The 20,101-nt window shown below is 71.7% G+C and carries 19 protein-coding genes; 9 read left to right on the top strand and 10 right to left on the bottom strand.

Features of this window, described 5'->3' with window-relative positions:
• Positions 1-662 precede the first annotated feature (662 nt).
• Positions 663-2,747, bottom strand: coding sequence for a gluconolaconase (locus tag ACJ7VY_RS01800; protein WP_409476254.1), 2,085 nt, complete (start codon positions 2,745-2,747; stop codon positions 663-665).
• Positions 2,748-2,845: 98 nt separating this feature from the next.
• Between ACJ7VY_RS01800 and ACJ7VY_RS01795 the strand changes: the two genes are divergently transcribed.
• Positions 2,846-3,310: a hypothetical protein gene (locus ACJ7VY_RS01795; protein WP_409476253.1), complete on the top strand. Its 465-nt coding sequence runs from the start codon at positions 2,846-2,848 to the stop codon at positions 3,308-3,310.
• A 36-nt stretch (positions 3,311-3,346) separates the two neighbouring features.
• Here ACJ7VY_RS01795 and ACJ7VY_RS01790 read toward each other — a convergent pair whose 3' ends face one another.
• Both ACJ7VY_RS01790 and ACJ7VY_RS01785 read right to left on the bottom strand, forming a co-directional pair.
• Entirely contained in the window at positions 3,347-4,420 is a 1,074-nt protein-coding gene (locus ACJ7VY_RS01790) for a chitinase (RefSeq protein WP_409476252.1), read from the bottom strand.
• Between the two features lie 246 nt (positions 4,421-4,666).
• Positions 4,667-5,605 carry a hypothetical protein gene (locus tag ACJ7VY_RS01785; RefSeq protein WP_409476251.1) on the bottom strand — a complete coding sequence of 313 codons (939 nt, stop codon included), beginning with the start codon at positions 5,603-5,605 and terminating at the stop codon, positions 4,667-4,669.
• 144 nt (positions 5,606-5,749) lie between these two features.
• Here ACJ7VY_RS01785 and ACJ7VY_RS01780 point away from each other — a divergent pair, with 144 nt between their 5' ends.
• Positions 5,750-6,592: a class I SAM-dependent methyltransferase gene (locus ACJ7VY_RS01780; RefSeq protein ID WP_409476250.1), complete on the top strand. Its 843-nt coding sequence runs from the start codon at positions 5,750-5,752 to the stop codon at positions 6,590-6,592.
• Between the two features lie 10 nt (positions 6,593-6,602).
• On the opposite strand, the gene ACJ7VY_RS01775 is transcribed toward ACJ7VY_RS01780, so the two are convergent.
• The gene (locus tag ACJ7VY_RS01775; protein WP_409476249.1) at positions 6,603-9,236 is read right to left on the bottom strand and encodes an EAL domain-containing protein; all 2,634 of its coding nucleotides are present in this window, start codon (positions 9,234-9,236) and stop codon (positions 6,603-6,605) included.
• Positions 9,237-9,943: 707 nt separating this feature from the next.
• Between ACJ7VY_RS01775 and ACJ7VY_RS01770 the strand changes: the two genes are divergently transcribed.
• Entirely contained in the window at positions 9,944-10,189 is a 246-nt protein-coding gene (locus ACJ7VY_RS01770) for a hypothetical protein (protein ID WP_293760476.1), read from the top strand.
• 207 nt (positions 10,190-10,396) lie between these two features.
• Complete coding sequence (locus tag ACJ7VY_RS01765; protein WP_104937878.1) at positions 10,397-10,684, top strand: hypothetical protein; 288 nt, start codon at positions 10,397-10,399, stop codon at positions 10,682-10,684.
• A 112-nt stretch (positions 10,685-10,796) separates the two neighbouring features.
• On the opposite strand, the gene ACJ7VY_RS01760 is transcribed toward ACJ7VY_RS01765, so the two are convergent.
• The 4 genes from ACJ7VY_RS01760 to ACJ7VY_RS01745 form a co-directional block, all read right to left on the bottom strand.
• Positions 10,797-12,089, bottom strand: a complete 1,293-nt coding sequence (locus ACJ7VY_RS01760) for a diguanylate cyclase (RefSeq protein WP_409476248.1) — start codon at positions 12,087-12,089, stop codon at positions 10,797-10,799.
• A complete protein-coding gene (locus ACJ7VY_RS01755) occupies positions 12,077-12,841 on the bottom strand; it encodes an EAL domain-containing protein (protein WP_409476247.1) in 765 nt (254 codons plus the stop codon). The genes ACJ7VY_RS01760 and ACJ7VY_RS01755 overlap by 13 nt, the downstream gene beginning before the upstream one ends.
• 78 nt (positions 12,842-12,919) lie before the next feature.
• Positions 12,920-13,585 (bottom strand): oxidoreductase, encoded by a 666-nt coding sequence (locus ACJ7VY_RS01750; protein WP_409476246.1) that lies wholly within the window; start codon positions 13,583-13,585, stop codon positions 12,920-12,922.
• A gap of 11 nt (positions 13,586-13,596) precedes the next feature.
• Complete coding sequence (locus tag ACJ7VY_RS01745; protein ID WP_293760436.1) at positions 13,597-13,728, bottom strand: DUF2256 domain-containing protein; 132 nt, start codon at positions 13,726-13,728, stop codon at positions 13,597-13,599.
• A gap of 213 nt (positions 13,729-13,941) precedes the next feature.
• Here ACJ7VY_RS01745 and ACJ7VY_RS01740 point away from each other — a divergent pair, with 213 nt between their 5' ends.
• From ACJ7VY_RS01740 to folE, 4 genes are all read left to right on the top strand, one after another.
• Positions 13,942-14,520, top strand: a complete 579-nt coding sequence (locus tag ACJ7VY_RS01740) for a lipocalin family protein (RefSeq protein WP_409476245.1) — start codon at positions 13,942-13,944, stop codon at positions 14,518-14,520.
• The gene (locus ACJ7VY_RS01735; RefSeq protein WP_409476244.1) at positions 14,517-15,269 is read left to right on the top strand and encodes a hypothetical protein; all 753 of its coding nucleotides are present in this window, start codon (positions 14,517-14,519) and stop codon (positions 15,267-15,269) included. The genes ACJ7VY_RS01740 and ACJ7VY_RS01735 overlap by 4 nt, the downstream gene beginning before the upstream one ends.
• On the top strand, positions 15,266-16,795 hold the full coding sequence (locus ACJ7VY_RS01730) for a cryptochrome/photolyase family protein (RefSeq protein WP_409476243.1): 1,530 nt from the start codon (positions 15,266-15,268) through the stop codon (positions 16,793-16,795). The genes ACJ7VY_RS01735 and ACJ7VY_RS01730 overlap by 4 nt, the downstream gene beginning before the upstream one ends.
• Positions 16,796-16,902: 107 nt before the next feature.
• Positions 16,903-17,622 (top strand): GTP cyclohydrolase I, encoded by a 720-nt coding sequence (gene folE, locus ACJ7VY_RS01725; protein WP_104937873.1) that lies wholly within the window; start codon positions 16,903-16,905, stop codon positions 17,620-17,622.
• Between the two features lie 64 nt (positions 17,623-17,686).
• On the opposite strand, the gene ACJ7VY_RS01720 is transcribed toward folE, so the two are convergent.
• Both ACJ7VY_RS01720 and ACJ7VY_RS01715 read right to left on the bottom strand, forming a co-directional pair.
• Positions 17,687-18,355 (bottom strand): ChrR family anti-sigma-E factor, encoded by a 669-nt coding sequence (locus ACJ7VY_RS01720; protein WP_104937872.1) that lies wholly within the window; start codon positions 18,353-18,355, stop codon positions 17,687-17,689.
• Positions 18,352-18,990 carry a sigma-70 family RNA polymerase sigma factor gene (locus tag ACJ7VY_RS01715; protein WP_104937871.1) on the bottom strand — a complete coding sequence of 213 codons (639 nt, stop codon included), beginning with the start codon at positions 18,988-18,990 and terminating at the stop codon, positions 18,352-18,354. Before ACJ7VY_RS01715 ends, ACJ7VY_RS01720 begins: the two co-directional genes overlap by 4 nt.
• Before the next feature lie 144 nt (positions 18,991-19,134).
• Here ACJ7VY_RS01715 and ACJ7VY_RS01710 point away from each other — a divergent pair, with 144 nt between their 5' ends.
• Positions 19,135-20,100, top strand: a complete 966-nt coding sequence (locus ACJ7VY_RS01710; RefSeq protein ID WP_409476242.1) for an acyl-CoA desaturase — start codon at positions 19,135-19,137, stop codon at positions 20,098-20,100.
• Position 20,101: the final 1 nt, after the last annotated feature.

The following is a 20,101-nucleotide window of genomic DNA, read 5'->3' as shown; positions in this document are numbered from 1 at the left end:
AGTCCGCCAGGTGGGTCGTGTCGCAGAGCCCGGGGACAGTGGCCGGACAATGGCGATCTACTCCGGGCGGTCGGCATCGCCGAGGTACTACCCGACGGTGGGAGGGGTGTGCCGCCCCCTCTTGGGCTTACGCCATCCCGGTTGGGCGCGGACGCGGTGCAGCAGACCAGCTCCTCGTCACACAGGCAAGCGAGCTCCACCTCCCCCACGCCGGGTGGTCCAAGCCTGCTGTCGTGCAATCGCCCGAGCCTGGATCAGGCCCACGGCCACGACGATGGCTGGAAGCCAGCCAGCAGCGGTCGACCGTCCACCTGGGACGCGATGAGTGCAACGACGGCGGCTCCCATGTACCCAGGCGTGGTGCGGCCGACCTTGCGCCACTGGCTGGAAAAGGCCCGGACAGCCCGGCCTTGTTCGCGCTGCGCCCCAGCACACATCAGCACTGAGACCAACCCAGCGGCCGGCACCGGGCCTGAACCCACATCGTCGAAGGCTGCCCGACATCCCGGCGGTCATCCAGCACCATGCGCAGACCTACCGGATCACACACTTTCCATCTCCCACGCCCGGAGGGCATTGATGGGCATCCATGGAAAATGAACCATCCTTGTTCATTCGCCGATAGCAGCAGCGAGCCCTATGTGCACCGTTTCTCCCACCGCCTACTGTCCTGCTGCGTCTATCGTCATTGCAAGCTCTTCATGTACCGTGTTGCCGCTGTAGTCTTTTGCGGTTATGCGGCAGATATAGTCGCCGGGTGATAGCTGGGCCAACCGTAGGGCATCCACTGCCAGGCGCCCGTCGCGCACCACATTGCTGACCACGTAGCGGAACCGCGTCACCGCGCTGCCGTGCACGGTGATGCCGCTGTCCTCGGCGTAGGCGACCTTGGCCGCGTCCGCCTGCGGCGGCATGCGGTTGAACTCGATGTTCATGCGCGGCTGTTCGTGGCCGGGCAGCGCGCGGCCGTCGGCGTCGAGGATCTGGTAGCCCAGCGCGTACAGGCCGAGACGGCGGCGCGGCAGGTTGCCGTCCACCTGGTCCCAGGCCTCGACCACCAGTTGCAGGCCGCCGGCGTCGCGCGGCACCCGCAGGCGGCCGTCGCGGCTTTCGCGCAGGCGCTGGCCGCGGGCGTCGAGCAGGGCGATGTCGTCGATGCGTGGCGGCACGTGGTCGGCGTAATTGGCGAAGCCCAACCGTACCGCATTGCGCTCGTAACCCGATGGTCCGACCGCCAGGTGCACGTGGGCCTGGCTGTTGATGCTGCCCAGCGCATCGCCGGGGTGGAAGCGGGTACCGCGGCGCACGCGCACCCGCTGCAGCTGCCCGGCCTCGTCGTGCACCAGCTGGAAGCGGGCCGGATCGAGCGGCTGGTTGCGCGGGTCGCGGCCGACCTTCATGTGGATGTAGTCGACGGTGTCCAGCGACAGGCCCTCGGCCTGCCCGCCCAGGCTCCAGGTCGCCGCCGGGCTGCTGACCTTGGCCGCGGCGATGGCGAGCACGGTCTGGCCGACGTCGCCGCGGACGTCGAAGCCACCGTGCAGGTGGTGGCGGCTTTCGCCGCTGAAGTTGCCGCGCACTTCGCCCAGGGTGCCGACCACTTCGTGCCAGCCCAGCTGCGGCGCCAGCGGCCAGCGCCCTTGGTTGCGCGGCAGCGGGTTGTCCATCGCAGGCCCGACCGGCGCTTCGGCCGCCGCCATTCCCGCCAGCGGCGGCCGCAGGTGATGGAGGCGGTAGGCATCGGCATCGCCGAGCAGCAGGCTGCCATCGGGCGCCAGCGCGATGCCGGCCGGGCGCGCGAAGCGCTGCGCATCACCCGCCACCGCCACCACGTGCCCGGTGGGCGAGACCTGCACCACGCGGCCGGTGATGCGCTCGCCGACGTAGGCCACGCCGTCGTGGGTGAGCGCCAGCGTCATCGGCCCCCACAGCACCTGGGGGCCCTCGGGCCCACCCACCGGCGTGGCGACGTGGCCAGCCGCGGTGACGGTGCGCAGCGCGTCGTTGCGCAGGTCGGCCACCCACAGCGTGCCGTCGGCGGCGAGCGCGAGGTCGGTGGGGGTATCGAAACGCGCCGCTTCGCGCTGGCCGTCGGCCCAGCCGGGGCGGCCGCCGCCGGCCAGCGTCCACACCCGGCCGTCCGGCTCGATCACGCGGATGCGGTCGTTCCAGGTGTCGGCCACGTACACCCGCCCCTGCGCATCCACCGCCACGCCCATCGGCCCGTCGAAACGCGCCTGCCGGCCGATGCCATCGGCGAACCCGGCCACGCCGTCGCCGGCCAGTGTGCTGACGTCGCCCTGCGCGGTGACCTTGCGGATCGCATGGTTGCCGGTATCGGCGACATACAGGTTGCCGTGGCGGTCCAGCGCCAGCCCGGAGGGCGTGTTGAACGCGGCGGCGTCCCCGCGCCCGTCGGCGAAGCCCTCGCGGCCGCCGGCCAGCACGTGGAACACGCCGTCCAGCCAGCGGTAGAGGATGCGGTTGTTGTCGCCGGCATCGGCAACATAAAGCGTGCCGCCGGTGTCCATCGCCACGCCCCAGGGATCGCTGAAGCGGCTGTGCATGCCGGAACCGACGCTGTCGCCTTCGATGCCGTCGCCGGCCAGCAGCGCGACCTGCGCGCGCCAGCCCAGCGGCGTGGCGGCCGGCGCTACCGAGGGCGTCCGTGGCGGCCACAGATAGCTGGCCGCGAGCGCGCCCCCGGTCAGCAATGCCACGACCATCACCCAATGCCTGCGTTCCATGTACATCCCAGCGGTTGCGGAGCCGGCACCATAGACGCTCGCCGGCCACGGAACCACCCGGCACCGACAGGATCGCCACCCGTCCCACGGAGTCATGCATGAATCTGCAACTGCACCTGCAGGAAAACCCGATCCGGCTGCAGCCACCGCAGGGTGCCGCGGTGGTGCTGCCGCTGTCGCTGGCGGACCTGCTGGCGGCGGGGCTGCACGCCTTTCCGCCGCAGCCCAGCGCACTGGAGCAGGCCATCCAGTGCGCCGAGGATGTGCTGATGCCGGCGATCCCGGCGCTGCGCCACCCGGCGCCGGGGCTGCTGGAATGCGCCGACCCGGTGCTGGCGCCGCTGTGGGCGGCCAGTGGACGGGTACCCGGCACGGTGGCCACGCTGTCCATCGCCGACGTCGAGAACGTCTTCGAGCGGCTCGCGCGGGTGGCGGCCGGCGTTCCCGCGCACAGCCTGGGGTTGCCCGCGCAGCCGCGCTTCGCCGCCGCGCTGGTGGTGGTGCGCGAGCTGCTTCACCACATTCCAGTGCCGGCACTGCGGCTGCGGCCGGCGACGGACTGAGTACCGCCCCGCGCGGCGGGTTGCGCGCCCGCGCGGTCAGCGGCTGCCGCGCGCCGCGCGCAGGTGGGTGCTGACCGGCGCCGAGAACGCGCCGTTGTCGGCCACGTCCCAGTTGATCGACCACGCCATCACACCGCGGAAGTCCGGATACGGCCGCGCCGGCTCGAGCGTGTCGCAGCCGTTGCCGCGGGCCAGGCAGTCGAACGCGCGGATGATGGCCGCCGGCGGCGCGTAGCCAGTGCCGGCCGCGCGCGGGCCGGAGGGCAGGGCCAGCGCCACCTGGTCCGGGCGCAGGCCGTGGAAGCGGCCCTTGCCGCCGGCCAGGGCGAAGCCCTCGATCAGCATCTTCGCCGAGCCCACCATCATGTCCACGCTGCCGGCCGGCAGTCTGTCCGCGCGGTAGGGGGTGGGCAGGCCGCCGTTGTTGTAGAGCTGCACGTGCAGCAGGTCCAGCTCGTCGCGCAGCCCGTCGATCAGCGGCAGGTAGGCGCCCCAGATGCCCTCCATCGACACCCAGCCGCCCTGCACGTAGGGGTGCTCCGGCGCCATCGACACGTACAGGTTGGGGTACATGGCATGCAGGCGCTTGACCGCGGAGACCAGGTGGCCGGTGACCGGTGCGCCGTGCACGACACCGGCGACCTTCTCCAGGTCGATATCGATGCCGTCGAGCCCGTAGGCGTCGATGGCCTGCGCGGTGGTGCGCACGAAGTTGTCCTCGTCGCGCTGCGTGCGCAACGTCACCTTGCCCAGCTCACCACCGAAGGACAGCGCCACGATCCCGCCACGCGCGCGGCGCGCGGCGATGTCGGCGACCAGGCGCGTGCGCTCCAGCCCCGGCGCCGGATTGAACGCGACCCTGCCCTGGCCCATGTCGTCGGCGAACGCCAGCACCACCACGTCCCAGGCGTCGTCCACCTGGCCCAGCGGCAGCACCCCCGATCCGTTGTCGAAGTTGTGCAGGTAGCCGACCAGGGCATGGCGCGGCAGCGGGTGGCTGTAGCCCGGCGTCACGCCGGGCCGCGGCTCGGCGGCGCCGACCTGCCCGGCGTGGCAGCCGAAACTGGTGACCAGGAACAACATGCACGACAACAGGCGGCTCGGCTTCATCGCAATCCCAGGCGGTGGAGGAGCGCCGATTCTAGACAGCCGCCGGCACCAAAAATCCTTCTGGAACATGAAGTTGGCGAAGTTGTCCGGTAATGACCCGCGGCCGTCCGGGCACTGTCCAGAGGGCCTGTCCGGTGGGCCGCGGCGCGGTGTCGCGGCCCGCCGCGAGGGCCACCGCGCAGGACATCCGCAGGCAACCGGGCGCAGCCATCATGCCCCGGGCATGACTCATGCCGGCAGGTTCGCTCAGCCGCAGGTCTTCATGCGTCGTTCCGCCTCCCACAGCGCGCGCCTTGCCAGGTCATAGGCGCTGTCGGCCGCGGACGGCAGCGTGTGCTCGGCTTCGACCGGGTCGGCGCCATGGCGGTAGCGGTACTCCAGCCGCTCCAGCGCGTCCAGCTGCTGCAGCGCGTTGCCGAACCAGCGCCGGCGTACCGCATCGTCGCAGCGCGGGTAGCGCCGTTCCAGCTCGCCGATGGCGGTACGGATGCGACGGCTGGCCTCGCCATCCAGGCCGGGCAGCGGCTCATGGCGGATCGGCGCGGCCTTGTAGGCATCGCCGGTGGCTTCGCTGCCCAGGTCGGACGCGCGCTCGTGCAACGACGGGTTGAACGCCACATCCGGCGCGCGCCGCGCCTGCGCCGGCTGGATGTCCTCGCCGTAGAGCCACTTCTCCCTGCGTGACTGCCGGGTCCCGGCTGCACGCTTCGAGAACAGGCCGGCGGTGGCGCGCTCGCCGACGCCCGTCGCCAGTTCGTCGCGGTGGGTGAACAGTTGCTCGTCCTTGCCCGGGGTGCGTGCCCGCGCCGCGACATCGTCCGGCAGCGCGATCCCGCCATCGGCGGCGTACAGGCGACGCGCGGCGCCGGCCGCGGGCACCGGCGGCGATGACGCGGCCGGTGGCGGTGTCGGCGCGGGCGGCCGCTGGCCATCGGCCGGGAACGGCGGGGGCGCAACGGCGGGCGCCGCCACCCGGGTCATGGCGGGCAGCGACGAGTGCGACGGCGCCGGTGCCGGTTCCGCCGCGCGCGCCAGCCAGCGCACCTGCAGGCGCTGCTGCCGATGCTCCGCGGCGGGTTCGGGCACCTGCCACAGCACGCGGCCGGCCAGGCAGAGAATCGCCACGGTCGCCAGCCCGGCGCCGATGCGGTGGGACAGGGGTTCGCTGACGCGGGAATCGTGCATGCCTCTCCATCGCAGACCTGCACGCGGCGGGAGCCCCGCGGTGCACCGTGGCAACTACAGACCGGAGGCCGGGCGGCGAGTTCCATCGCCGTCGCGCGCCGATGCCCGGGTTACGATGGCCGCCCTTTCCGGCACTCCCAGCGCATGACCCACTACTCCGGCCCCCTGCTCACCCGCCCGTTGCTGGACGCCATGCGCGACGCGCAGCGGCGCGGCGACGCGGTCTGGAACGGCTCGCTCGACCTGGGCCGCGGCACCGACGCGGTGCGGCTGGAGGCCGGTCGCTGGCAGTGGCGCGGCCACGATTATCCGTGGCCGGAGCGGCTCAAGGACCGCACCCTGTACTACTGGGACGGCGCGGATTTCGCGCCGGCCTCGCGGTTCGGCAATGGCCTGTACAAGCTGGTGCCGACCGACTGGGGCGTACCGACCTTCGAGATCGACGGCATCAAGATGCTGGTCAGCGCGCAGCTGTCGCCGATGGACGACGCGCGGCGCAAGGTTGCCCTGGTCGCGCCGCGCGGCAAGCAGGTGCTCGATACCTGCGGCGGCATGGGCTATTTCGCCGCCTGCTGCCTGGAGGCCGGGGTGGCGGCGGTGCATTCGTTCGAGAAGAGTCCGGAAGTGCTGTGGCTGCGCACGCTCAATCCCTGGTCACCGGACCCGGCAGCGGCCGCCGCCGGCGGCCGCCTGACGCTGACCCACGGTGACATCTCGCTGGCCATCGCCGATATCGCCGACGCCTCGGTCGATGCGGTGCTGCATGACCCGCCACGCTTCGGCATCGCCGGCGAACTTTACTCGCAGGCGTTCTACGACCATCTGGCGCGGGTGCTGCGCCGCGGCGGCCAGCTGTTCCATTACACCGGCATGCCCAACCGGCTGACCAGCGGCCGCGACGTGCCGCGCGAGGTCGCCACCCGCCTGGGCAAGGCCGGGTTCCGCGCGCGCCCGGAACTGGACGGCGTGTTCGCGGTCCGCAACTGAGCGGCGCGCGTCATGGCAGCGGCGGCTGCCCGGTGTTGTCGCACTGGAACAGCACCCGCTCCGGGCGGTGCAGGGCGAAACCCTGCGCGCTGTCCACGCCCAGCGCGCGCAGCAGGTCCAGGGTGTCCAGGTCGTCCACCCACTCGGCCACCACCCGGGCCCCGCGCTGGTGGCCGATGCGGGTGACGGCATCGACGATGGTCCGGCTCATCGGGTCGCGGCCGAGGTCGCGCACGAAACTGCCGTCGATCTTGATCACGTCCACCGGCAGGTTCTTCAGGTAGCCGAACGAGGCCATGCCGGCGCCGAAGTCGTCCAGCGCGATGCAGCAGCCGGCCGCGCGCAGGCGCTCGATCACCCGCACCACGCGCAGCAGGTCGCGCACCGCCACGGTTTCGGTGATTTCCAGGCACAGCCGCTGCGGCGGCACGCCATTGCGGGCGATCGCATCGAGGATGAAATCGGCCAGCCCCTCGTCCTCGAGGCTGGCGCCGGAGAGGTTGATGGCGCAGCTCTGCAGGCGCTCGCCGCAGGGATGCAGGGCATTGAAATTGGCCAGCGCGGTGCGGATCACCCAGCGGTCCACCGCCGGCATCAGGCCATAGCGCTCGGCCGCCACCATGAACACGCCCGGCGCGATCACGCTGCCGTCGTCGGTGCGCATGCGCAGCAGCAGCTCCACGCGGGTGACCGGTTCGACGCCGGGCGACAACGGCACGATCTCCTGGTAGTCCAGCAGCAGGCGGTCCTGCTCCAGCGCCCGGCGCAGCTGGCTGGCCCATTCCATCTCGCCCATGCGCCGGGTGGCGTCGGCGTCGTCGCGGTACACCCGCACCCGGTTGCGGCCGTCTTCCTTGGCCTGGTAACAGGCCGTGTCGGCCCAGGCCAGCAGGTCCTTGAGGGTGCATCCGGGCTGGTCGACCAGCACCAGCCCGATGCTCGCGCTCACCGTGTAGCTGCGTCCCAGCCAGCAGAACGTCGAACGCTCGATGCACGCGCGCACCTGCTCGGCCAGCAGGTCGGCCTGGGCCTGGTCCACGCCGGACGCCAGCAGCCCGAACTCGTCGCCGCCCAGCCGCGCCAGCAGGTCGCCATCGCGGACGTGGCGCCGCATCGCCTGCGCCAGCTGCACCAGCAACTGGTCGCCGGCGCTATGCCCGGACAGGTCGTTGATCAGCTTGAACTGGTCCAGGTCGATGTACATCAGCGCGAACGCCCCCTCGCCGGCGGCGTCGCGGTCGAGCAGCGCCTGGCGCAGGCAGCGCTCGAACTCGCGGCGGTTGCACAGCCCGGTGAGCTCGTCATGCGCGGCCTGGTAGCGCAGGCGCTCGGTCATCTCGCGCTGCGCGCTGGTATCGCCGGCCACCATGAGCAGGTGCGGCACGTGGTCGATCTCCAGCATGGCGAGCGAGGCATTCACCCACAGCGCGGCATCGGCACCGCGCACCACGAATGCCTCCTGGCTGCTCCATGCGCCGTGCGCGCGGGTCGCGGCGACCGCCTCGCGACCGTGCACGGCATCGGCGAACAGGCCCTCCAGCGGCGTGCCGGCGACGGCGCCGAGCTGGGCCCTGGCCGCGCGGTTGGCGTAGGTGATGCGCCCGTCGCGCGCGTCGGCCACCAGCACCAGCGCCGGCAGCATCTCGTTGAGGGCCTGGAACCGCGCCTCGCTTTCGCCGAAGCGCGCGCTCATCCGCCGCGCCAGCTCGAGCGCGCGTCGGTGCACGCTTGCCTGCGACCACAGGAACAGGGCCAGCAGCAGGCTGATCGAACTGCCGCCGATCACGATCAACCGCAGCTGCGCCCACTCGCCCATCGGTACGCGCGGCCACAGCCGCAGTTCCCACGTACGCCCGCCGAATTCCATGCGCCGCACCTGCAGCGCCGCCGGGTCGGCCGGCAACGGCGCGCTGGCGAACACCCGGGCATGCGCCGGCAATGCGCCCAGGTCGCGGATCTCCACGTCCATGTGGTCGAGGATGCGGCCATACAGCGCCTGGCGGACCATCGGCTCCAGGCGCACGCTGACCGCCAGCGCGCCCAGCTCGCGCGCGCGCCGTTCCGCGACCGTGGCCGGCATCGCGCCCGGGGTGTACGCGGGCAGGCGCACGGTGATGCCCATGTCGCCCGCCGCCCGCTGGCCGCGGAACTGCAGCAGCGGGAACGGCGCGGACAGGGCGGCCGCATCGGCGTCGCGCGCGCGCCGCAGCGCCTCCATGTTCTCCGGTTGCCGGGCGACATCGAAACCGACCAGCACCTCGTTGCCTTCCAGCGGCGCGACGTACTGGTAGCGGTAGGTGGCCTGGCCAGCGGCGTCCACCTGGCGCTGCGCGAAGGCGATCAGCACATAGCCATGGATCCACTCCTGAGAACGCAGGTTGCGCTGGTAGCTGTCGAAGGTGCCCTGGTCCAGCTGCGCGGTGCCCGCCAGCAGCACGGTCTGCATCGCCCGCAACCCCAGCGCGGCGCCGGCCAGCGGTTCACGCAGGCGCGCGGGCGCGGCATCGGCCAGCGAGCGCTGCAGCGACTGCACCCGCTCGCGCTCGCCGCGCCATTCGCCAAGCGCCACCCGCGCCGTCAGCGTCAGGCCGATGACCAGCACCAGCAGTGCCCACAGCGGCGTGGCGAACAGGGAGCGCGGCATGCCGCCGTCAGCTGCGGGCAGCGGGGCGTCATCGTGCATGGGCGGCCCTTGCCGGCACCGCCAGTGCGCTGCACCGGCCGCCGCTGGCCAGCGTACCGCCGTGGACTGTCATCGCCCCGCCATCGTCCATACCACCGCCCCTGCCCGGCCCGAACCCCAGTTCGCCGGCGCCAGCAACCGGCCCCGGCAACGCACCACGAACGGCCTTCCCGCCGTACCGCCGAGCGTCAATGCCACCGGCAGGATCCTGTACCACCCGGGCGATTCTACGCGCCGTCCGGGCCATGCGGCCGTCAGCGCACCGCTCCGTGCCGGCCCCACCCACCTTGAACACCATGCCCGCTCCCGTTGCCGGCGCACCCGCCGTATCGTCCCTTTCTCTTAACGCCAGTCCGGGTATATCTCGACACCGGACAACGCCTCCCCGCACCCGGCGCCCTGCCGCACAGGCACGCGCCGGGCCCTGCATCTGCCGCCGGTTCCGGCCCCCGCCGTGCGCACTTCCGGCCATCCGCACATGCATGGCGCCGCACGGGGCGGGCCTCCAGACAGACCCGATGCAAACCCTGTTCCCGCCAGCGGGAGCCGGGACCGTCGTCGCGCGCCCGCGCGACGGCCCACCCACCCCGTTGCCGCCGGCCCTGCCCGGCCGCGGCGGGGCAACGCCACCATGAGCCGGGGCCCGTCGCCCCCGCAGGAGAGTGCCCTTGAAAGATGTGAACATGTTCCTGCAGGGACCCGGGGCGGAGCGCCGCGCGGTCACCGTGCTGGCGACCGAGCGCGTGCCCCTTGAGACACTGCTGTGCCACGCTCCCAACGCCGGCGCCGGCGTCCTTGTCGACCTGCATGTGCTGGTCGATGCGCAGGGCAACCTGGCCCGGCAGATCGACCATGAGGGCCTGCGCTACCGGTTCAGCGGTTCGAATGCGACCTGGGTGCTGGTGGTCAGCTGACCGCCGCGGCGTGAAATCGCCCGCGCGCGCATCGACGCGGGGATAACGGCGGCCCCCGCTACCCTGACGCCGCGGTACCGGCCGCCCCCGCGATGGCGCCGCGCGGCGTCCGGACGGCGGCAGGGTCGGCGGCAGCCGGTGCGCCCTTGGCAGGCGGCCGGCATTGCCCCCGGCCGGGGTACCGCGCAGCCACAGGAGGAACCCGCCATGGTCAAAGCCGTCCCGAGCCGCCTTCCCCCGCCGTTCCACTGGGTCGAGGAACCCGATCGCAAACGCCTGTGCCTGGGCGGGGTCAAGGTGCTGGAAATCTGCCGGCGCAACCTCGGCTGGATCGTGGAGGTCTACCTGCACGAGCCGTCGCGCCCGTTGCCGATCATCGCCGTGCGTTCGGCCAGCGCCGGCATGCGCTGGGGCGCGCGCTGGGCCAAGCAGCACATGCGCATGCTCACCCAGCTGGCACGCGATCCCGGCGCGCCGGGGCATCCGGCGCACTGAGCGGCGCGGCGCCGCCGCGCGACCGTCTCCGGGCCGCGCAGCGAGCGCATGGCCGCGGCAACCGCCCGGGCCGGCCCATGCCCGGTGCCGGCCTGGGTGCGCTACCGCGCGCTCAGCACCTGACGGCGTTGCGGCCCTGGCGCTTGGCGCGGTACATCGCCAGATCCGCGCGCCGCAGCAGTTCCGATGCGCTCTCGCCCGTGGCCATCTCGGCGACGCCGGCCGAGATCGACAGCGAGAACAGGTCCAGCTCATTGACCCGCGTCGTGTTGACCTGCTGGCGCAGGCGCCCGGCCAGCTCCATGGCCTGCGCCAGGGTGACGCCGGGCAGGATGACCAGGAACTCCTCGCCGCCCCAGCGGATGGCGCGGTCGTCGGCGCGCACGCAGGATTTCAGCACCCGGCCCACGCACACCAGCGCGTCGTCGCCGGCCTTGTGCCCGTGCACGTCGTTGATGGCCTTGAAGTGGTCGATGTCGGCCATGATCACGCTCAGCGGCCGGGCCGACGCCTGCGCCTGCGCGACCAGCCCGTAGAGCTGTTCGGCGCCGGCATGCCGGTTCAACAGCCCGGTCAGCGAGTCGATGGTCGCCATCTCCATCAGCCGGCACTCGCGCTCGACGCGTTCGCTGACGTCCTTGCCGGTGCTGATGTAATGCGATATCCGGCCACGGCCGTCGCCGACCGGGGCGATGCTCTGCTCGACGTGGATCTGGCGGCCGCTCTTGTGGCGGTAGGTGAAGGTGGCGCGGAACGGCTTTCCCTCGCGCAGGCAGACCCGCAGGTTGCGGTAGAACAGCGGGTCCTGGTGCGACGGGTACAGCATCCGCGCCGACTGCCCGAGGATCTCCTCCGGCGCATAGCCGGTGAGCCGGGCAAAGGCTTCGTTGACGAACACGACGCCGGTGTCGCGCCCGGTGATCAGGATCGGGTCGATCGCGGCATCCAGCGCCTGCAGCAGCAGCCGGCGTTCCTGCTCGGCGGCAATCCGCGCGCTGATGTCGTTCTGCACCGACACGAAATACGCGATCGCACCGCTGGCGTCGCGCACCGGGGAAATGCTCCACTCCACCGTGTAGGCACGGCCGTCGGCGGCATAGTTGACCGTGCTGCCGGCGAACGGCAGCCCCTGCTGCAGGTGCCGGCGCAGCGAGGCCATCAGCGCCCGGTCGGTGAGTGGACCCTGCAACAGGCGCGGGCTGCGGCCGAGCAGCTGCTCCGGCCGGTAGCCGCTCATGCGGCAGAACGCCGGGTTGGCGTAGACGATCAGCGGGCCGCCGCCCTCCAGCCCGGCATCGGTGATGAGCACCGCGCTGGTGCTCTGGTCGACGGCGTGGGCAAGCACCGCGGGACTGGCGGCGCCAAGCAGGTCCAGCGCCTGCCCGTCATCACTCAGGTGACCCACGGTATGTCCGCCTCATGCGCGATGCGCTCGAACTGCGGGCGCCCGAACCAGTAGCCCTGCATCAAGCCGATGCCGAGGTCGGCCAGGCAGCGCGCCTCGTCCGCGGTCTCGATGCCTTCGGCGATCACCTCGATGCCCAGCTCCCGGCACATCGCGACCACACCGGCGACGATCGCGCGCCGCGGCGGGCTCTGGTCGATCACGCGGATCAGGGCCATGTCCAGCTTCACGATGTCCGGCTGGAAATCGGCCAGCAGGGTGAGCCCGGCGAAACCGGCGCCGAAGTCGTCGATCGCGGTCTTGAAGCCGATCCGCTTGTACTCGCTCAGGATCTCGGCCAGCCAGCTGCCATCGCTGACCTGCTCGCCCTCCACGGTCTCGAAAATGATCTGCTCGACCGGGAAGCCGTAGCGCCGCGCCGCGTGCAGCGTGGAGCGGATGCACAGCTCGGGCCGGTAGATGGCGTTGGGCAGGAAGTTGATCGACAGGTACGAACCCATCTGCAGCCGCGACGCGGTCTGGATCACCTTGTCGCGGCAGGCCTGGTCGAACGCATAGCGGTTGGACGCGGTGATCCGCGACAACACCGAAGCGGCCGGCTCGCCGGCGGTGCCGCGCACCAGGCCTTCATGCGCGAATATGCGGCGCGCGCGCACATCGACGATCGGCTGGAACGCATAGCTGAACTCGAAATCCAGCGGCTGCGCGTCGACGCACAGGGCGCAGCCGGCGCGCGTGTCGGTGGAGTTCATGCGGTGGGTTCTTTGCGCCGTGGGTGGGCGAAGGATAGCGGCTGCCACGCAACCCGGGCCAGCCACCCGCGCTGGCGGTCAACCGGCATGGGCGGCGATATCGGCGTTCTCGACGACTGCCGGCCACGGCCCGGGGGCGATCACCAGCCGCAGCAGGCAGCGACCGATCGCCTCGGTGGTGGTGAATACCCGTGGGCAGGCGCCGGCCAGCAGCGCCAGCAGCGGGTCGCCCAGCGCGTACAGGCCGCGGCGCAGCCGGTGCGGCGACACCGTGCCGTGCACCGGGCGGACCACGCCGGGGCGCACGCTGGTGTGGGCCAGCCCGCTCCGCGCCAGCACCTGCTCGGCTTCACCCTTGACCCGCAGCGGCATCAGCGCGCTGCCGGCATCGGCCCCCATGCCGGAGATGTACGCCACGAAGCCACCGGGGTTGGCGCCGGCGTACGCCGCCAGCACCCGTTCCAGCGTCGCCACGGTCGCCTCGCGGTACGCCGCCTCCGACAGGCCCAGCGGCATCGGGCCGGCGCAGTACAGGCAGGCGTCGTGGTCGCGTAGGTCGATCGCGGCCAGCGCCACGGCGGAGAACTCCGGCGCCAGCAGCACCTGCACGCGCGGATCGGGCGAGGCCAGCGGGCGCCGGACCAGCACGCTCACCGCCTCCACCTGGTCCGAGCCCAGCAGCACGCGCAGCACCCCCTGGCCGACCAGGCCGGTGGCGCCCACCAGCAGAATGCGCTTGCCCATGACGTCGTTCCTCAGTTGCGCCCACGGCAACGCCGCGAACAGTAGCGCACGCTTTCCCAGTCGCGCGCCCACTTGCGGCGCCACGCGAACGCACGCCCGCAGGCCGCGCAGATGCGCTGCGGCAGCTCGGCCTTCGCGCGCATGCGCGGCATCAGTGCCCCCCCGTCCGCAGGGTCCGCGGAGCCGGCGATGCGGGGGCGGGCGCAGGGGCAATGACGGTGCGACGGGTGGACATGGCGATGGCCCGGAGCGGCTGTGCAGTCACCGGCTTGTACGCAGGCGATGGGCACTTGGATGCATCCATGGCGGCCGTTGCTGCGTAAACCCCGGCATCTCCCCGATCACGGATGCACGCCATGCGCCTTGCCCGGCCCTTCCTCGTGCCGCTGCTGATGGCCACCCTGCTCAGCGGCTGCGCCCAGGCCAAGCACCCTCCGATCACGCCGGTGAGCTCGGTGGACCTGCCACGCTTCATGGGCCGCTGGTACGTGATCGGGATCATTCCCACCCGCCTGGAGCGCGGCAACCACAACCCGGTGGAAACCTACCGCCTGGACAGCAAGGGCCAGGTGTGTACCTGGTACCGCTACCGCCCCGGCGGGTTCCAGGCGCCGGTGAAGCTGCTGGCATCCACCGGGCTGGTGCAGCCCGGCACCGGCAATGCCGAATGGAAGGTGCGCTTCTTCGGGCTGTTCAAGGCGCAGTACCTGATCGGCTGGCTGGCGCCGGACTACAGCCAGGTCATGGTGGTGCGCGATGCCCGCGACTACCTGTGGTACATGGCGCGCACCCCCAGCGTGCCCGACGCCGACTACCAGGCCATGCTGCAGCGCGCGGCGGCGCTGGGCTACGACACCACGCGGATCGAGCGGGTTCCCCAGCACTGGCCTGAAACCGGCCAGGACAAGGACACCTTCGATGGAGCATGCCGATGAGATGGGCGGTACTGCTGCTGGCGCTGTCGATGCCGCTGGTCGGGTGGCTGTCCAACAGCGGCCTGTTCGGCCCGACCAACGGCGAGATCTCCGCGCGCTACCCGACCCTGATCGTCGCCGCCGGCTACGCGTTCGCGATCTGGGGTCCGATCTTCGCGCTGGACGTGGTGTTCGGCATCGGCCAGCTGGTTACCGGCGAGGACAGCTGGCGGCTGCGCCGCATCCGCCGGTTCACCGCCGCCGGCTTCGCCCTGACCTCGCTGTGGATGGTGGTGTTCACGCGGCAGTGGTTCTGGCTGGCGCTGGCGGTGATCTGGCTGAGCCTGGGCTGCCTGTTGGCGGCCGCGTGGCTGGCCTCGCATACCCGCCGCCACGCGCGCCAGCCGTGGTGGCAATGGCTGCCGCTGTCGCTGCACGCCGGCTGGGTGTCGCTGGCGGTGTTCCTCAATGTCGCCCAGGTGGTGGTGGCGTTCAAACTGCTGCCGGTCGATCACATGCTGCCGTGGACGCTGCCCCTGTGCGGCCTGGCGGCGATGCTGCTGCTCGGCATGCTGGCCATCCTGCGCGGCAACCCGTGGTACGCGCTGCCGGCGGTGTGGGGGCTGCTGGGCGTCTATGTGCGCCAGATCCAGTCACCGCTTGCCGGCGCCACCGTGGCGGCGCTGGTCGCGCTGGCACTGGCGGTGCTGCTGGTCGCGGTGGCCTTGAAATACGCGCTGTCCCCGGCGCTGCCGACGGACCCGCCGTGACCTGCGTGCGGCTGCTGCTGGGCGACCAGCTCGATCCGCGGCACCCGTGGTTCGACCACACCGATGCGGACGTGCTGTACGTGATGATGGAAGTCCGCCAGGAAACCGACTACGTACTACACCACGCGCAGAAGATCCTGGCGATCTTCGCGGCGATGCGGCGCTTCGCCGCGCACCTGCGCGCGACCGGCCACCGGGTCGACTACCTGGCGATCGACGATGCCGGCAACCGCCCGTCACTGGTGGACAACCTGGACCGGCTGCTGGCGCAGCACGCCGCCACCGCGCTGGAATACCAGGCGCCCGACGAATGGCGGCTGGACGCGCAGTTGCGCCGGTATGCGGCGCGGCAGGCGATCCCGGTGCGCTGCGTGGACAGCCACCACTTCCTGGCCGGACGCGGGGAGGCGGCCCGCTTCTTCGGCAGCCGCGGGCGCTGGACCATGGAGCCGTTCTACCGCCACATGCGCCGCCGCCACCACGTCCTGCTCGAACCCGACGGCCGGCCCCTGGGCGGGCGCTGGAACTTTGATGCGGACAACCGCAAGCCGTGGCGCGGCGATCCCCCGGAGCCGCCGGATACCCGCCCGCGGCATGACCTGCGCGCGCTCTGGCAGTGCATCCAGTCCGCCGGCGTCGCCAGCTTCGGCGATCCGCAGGCGCATGCGCTGCGCTGGCCACTGGACCGCGCCGAAGCCCTGCAGCAGCTGCAGGCCTTCCTCGACCACGGGCTGGCGCATTTCGGCGACTACCAGGACGCGATCAGCACGCGGGCGCCGCGGCTGTTCCACTCGCTGCTGTCGTTCGCGCTGAACGTGAAGATGCTCGATCCGGCCGAGGTCATCGCCCGCGCCGAGGCCGCCGCCCACGATGGCCGCGCGCCGCTGGCCGCGGTGGAGGGTTTCATCCGCCAGATCCTGGGCTGGCGCGAGTACGTGCGCGGGGTGTACTGGGCGCGGATGCCTGGCTATGACCAGTGCAATGCCTTCGGCCATGACCTGCCCCTGCCGGCCTGGTTCTGGACCGGCGACACCCACATGGCCTGCGTGCGCGGGGCGATCGGGCAATCGCTGGCCCACGCCCATGCCCACCATATCCAGCGGCTGATGGTGATCGGCAACTTCGCGCTGCTCGCCGGGCTCGACCCGCAGGCCCTGCACCGCTGGTACCTGGGCATCTACATCGATGCCTTCGAGTGGGTCGAGCTGCCCAACACCCTGGGCATGAGCCAGTTCGCCGACGGCGGGCTGCTGGCCACCAAGCCGTATGTATCGGCGGCCGCCTACCTGCACCGGATGGGCGACCACTGCGGCCAGTGCCGCTACCGGCGCGACCTGCGCACCGGCGCCCGCGCCTGCCCGTTCAATGCGCTGTACTGGGACTTCCTCGATCGGCATGCGCCGCGGCTGGCGCACAACCCGCGCCTGGCCCTGCCCTACCGGCAGCTGGCGCGGATGCCGGCCGGCGAGCGCCAGGCCCTGGCCCAGCAGGCCGCGCAGCTGCGGGCGCGGCTGGACGCGCTGTGACCCTGCGCACATCCAACGCCCCGATGCCCGCGTAAGCACGACCATGCCCCGGCCCTGCGGCGTCCGCCGGACCGGGCCTCCCCCGCCCCGCTACCGAGCGCTCTCCCATGTCCCAGCCACCGAACGACCCCACCCTGCTCGACACCCTGCTGCCGCTGCCGGTGTCCGAGCGCGTCCGCCAGCGCCTGCTGCGCGCGGGCCAGCGCTTCCATGCCAACGACAACATCGCCGGGCACCTGCATGCCGGCGAGCTGGCCGCGATCGAGGACGAGGTTGCCGCCCGCGCGCAGGAGCTGCTGCGCGCGCTGGTGATCGATACCGACAACGACCACAACACCCGCGACACCGGCCGCCGGCTGGCGAAGATGTTCGTCCGCGAGCTGTTCGCCGGCCGCTACCAGCCAGCGCCGGCGGTGACCGAATTCCCCAATGCCGAGCGCCTGAACGAACTGATGATCGTCGGCCCGCTGCGGGTGCGCAGCGCCTGCTCGCACCACCTGTGCCCGATCATCGGCCAGGTCTGGATCGGAGTGCTGCCCGACGCCAACTCCAACCTGATCGGCCTGTCCAAGTATGCGCGGCTGGTCGAGTGGATCATGAGCCGGCCGCAGATCCAGGAGGAGGCGGTGAGCCAGATCGCGCAGCTGCTCGAACAGCGGCTACGGCCCGACGGCCTGGCCGTGGTGATGGAAGCCGACCACTACTGCATGCACTGGCGCGGGGTGAAGGACGACGGCTCGAAGATGACCAACAGCGTGATGCGCGGCAAGTTCCTTAGCGACCCGGCGCTGCGCCGCGAATTCCTGTCGTTGCGCCACCGCGGCTGAGCCGGCCACGGTGGCGCGCTGCCGGGCCGGCAATGGCCCGGCACCGGTGTCCGGGTGTGCCCGGCTACAGGCCGACCATCGGCTGCATCTTGCGCGCCAGCCAGCCACGGAACTGCAGCGGGCCGTCCAGCGCCGCCACGCAGACGCATGGCACCCCCGGCGAGGTGATCGGCCGGTGCTCGATGTCGCTGTCCAGGTCGGCCATGTCGCCCGGGCCGAAATGGCCCAGCTCGTCGTCGTACGCGCCCTGCAGGATCTGCGTCAGCTCGCTGCCGTGGTGGCTGTGCAGGGGGATGCTCTTGCCCGGCGCGATCTTGAGCATGACCAGGGTGTCGCCACTGCCCGCCGCGGCACGCACCAGGTGCACGCCGGGGGCGACCCAGCGCCAGCGCAGCGCCTTCCAGGTGCGCCCGAAGTAGGGATGCAGCGCCCGCGGCAGCAGCTCGGCCGGCCGGTGCATCGGCGCTGGGGCCGGTTCGGCCGCGGCCGCCGGCAGCGGCTGCTGCAACCGGGCCAGGATGTCGCCGCGCAGCTGCGCCTCGCGCGCCGAGGCCACGGCCGGCTGCTGCTGCAGCAGCAGCGCGCCGCCGACGTGCTCGGCCGCGGCCAGCTGCCGCCGGCAGTGCGCGCACCCCTCCAGGTGGGTCGCCGCCACCGCCGCCATGGCCGCGGACAGGGCGCCGGCGGCGTGGCTGACCAGGGTTGCCGGATCCAGGTGATGGCGCGGGCTCATGCGGCCCCCTTCACGCTGGACTGCAGCTGCTGGAAGGCGCGGCGGATGTACGACTTGACCGTTCCCAGCGGCATGCCCAGCTCGTCGGAAATCTGCTGGTGCGACTTGGCTTCGAAGTAGGACATGCGGATCAGGCGTGCTTGGATGGCGGACAGGCGTTCGATGCGCTCGTTGAGGTCGGCATGCGCCGCATAGCTTTCGGCCGAGGAAAAATCCGGATCCTCGGTCTCCTGGCAGAACTCCAGGCCGTCATCGTCCTGGATCTCCACCGCGGTCCAGTGGGTCTCGCGGCGCAGCCGGTCGATGTGCAGGTTGCGCGCGACCCGGAACAGCCAGGTCGACAGCGTACTGCGCGCCGGATCGTAGCTGTCGGCACGCTGCCACAGCCGCAGCAGGGCTTCCTGCGCCAGCTCCTCGGCCACCACCTCCGGCGCACCGAGCCCGCGCAGGTACAGCCGCACGCGCGGCGCGAAGTGATCGTAGATGCGCATGAAGCAGCGCTGGTCGCGCTGCAGGGCGACGGCCTGCATCTGCGCGGACCAGTACCCGGCACTGCCCAGGCTTGTTTCGGCGATCGACATGACTCTGGCCGCCTCGAAGGGCGACAGGTCTCCAGGGTGGGCGTCCGGGCACATGGTAGGGCAGTTGGCAGGCGGTGCGGGCATCTGCCTGCTTGTACGCGGACGGCCCCGGTTTGGATGCAGGCCGGTGGCCACGGCGCCTGCATCCAACGGCGCGGCAATACCGTATAGAAAGGCGTACCCCGCGGACCACCGGCAATGCCCCTGCACCCAGCTCCTCCCCCTGCCCCGCCCGCCTCCCCGGCGCCCGCCCGTGTCCTGCGCAGCCTGCGCCTGTGGTTCGACAGCGCCGCCGCGGCGCCGGCCAACGATGCCGATGCCGACCGCGTCGACTGGCTGCGGGTGCTGCCGTTCGTGCTGCTGCACCTGGGCTGCGCCGGGGTGATCTGGGTCGGGGTCTCGCCGGTGGCATTGCTGGTGGCCGGGGTGCTGTACGTGGTGCGGATGTTCGCGATCACCGGCTTCTACCACCGCTACTTCTCGCACCGCAGCTTCCGGACCTCGCGCGGGCTGCAGTTCGTCTTCGCGCTGATCGGCGCGGCCAGCGTGCAGCGCGGCCCGTTGTGGTGGGCCGCCCACCACCGCCACCACCACCGCCATGCCGACCAGGCGCAGGACCTGCACTCGCCGCGGCACGGCTTCTGGCGCAGCCACATGGGCTGGTTCATGACCCCGCGCGCGTTCGCCACCGACCTGAGCCGGGTGCCGGACCTGGCCCGCTACCCGGAACTGCGCTGGCTGGACCGCTACGACGTGGCGGTACCCGTGGCCATGGCCATCGCCCTGTACGCCACCGGCGCGTTGCTGCAGCACCTGTGGCCGGCGCTGGACACCAGCGGCGCGCAGTTGCTGGTGTGGGGGTTCTTCATCTCCACCGTCGTGCTGTTCCATGCCACGGTGACGATCAATTCGCTCTCGCACCGCTTCGGCAGCCGCCGCTTCGAGACCGCCGACGACAGCCGCAACAATTTCCTGCTGGCGCTGCTCACCTTCGGCGAGGGCTGGCACAACAACCATCATTTCTACTCCAGCAGCGCCCGCCAGGGCTTTCGCTGGTGGGAGGTGGACCTGACCTGGTACGGCCTGCGCCTGCTCGCCCTGCTGGGCCTGGTGCGCGACCTCAAGCCGGTGCCCGCCTGGGTGCTGGAACGGGGGGAGCGCTGAG

This window comes from Stenotrophomonas sp. Y-13 (assembly GCF_046267925.1).
GTDB classification, from domain to species: domain Bacteria; phylum Pseudomonadota; class Gammaproteobacteria; order Xanthomonadales; family Xanthomonadaceae; genus Stenotrophomonas; species Stenotrophomonas acidaminiphila_A.
The sequence above is the reverse complement of the archived record's forward strand: the minus strand, read 5'-3'. Positions and strand labels throughout refer to the sequence as shown.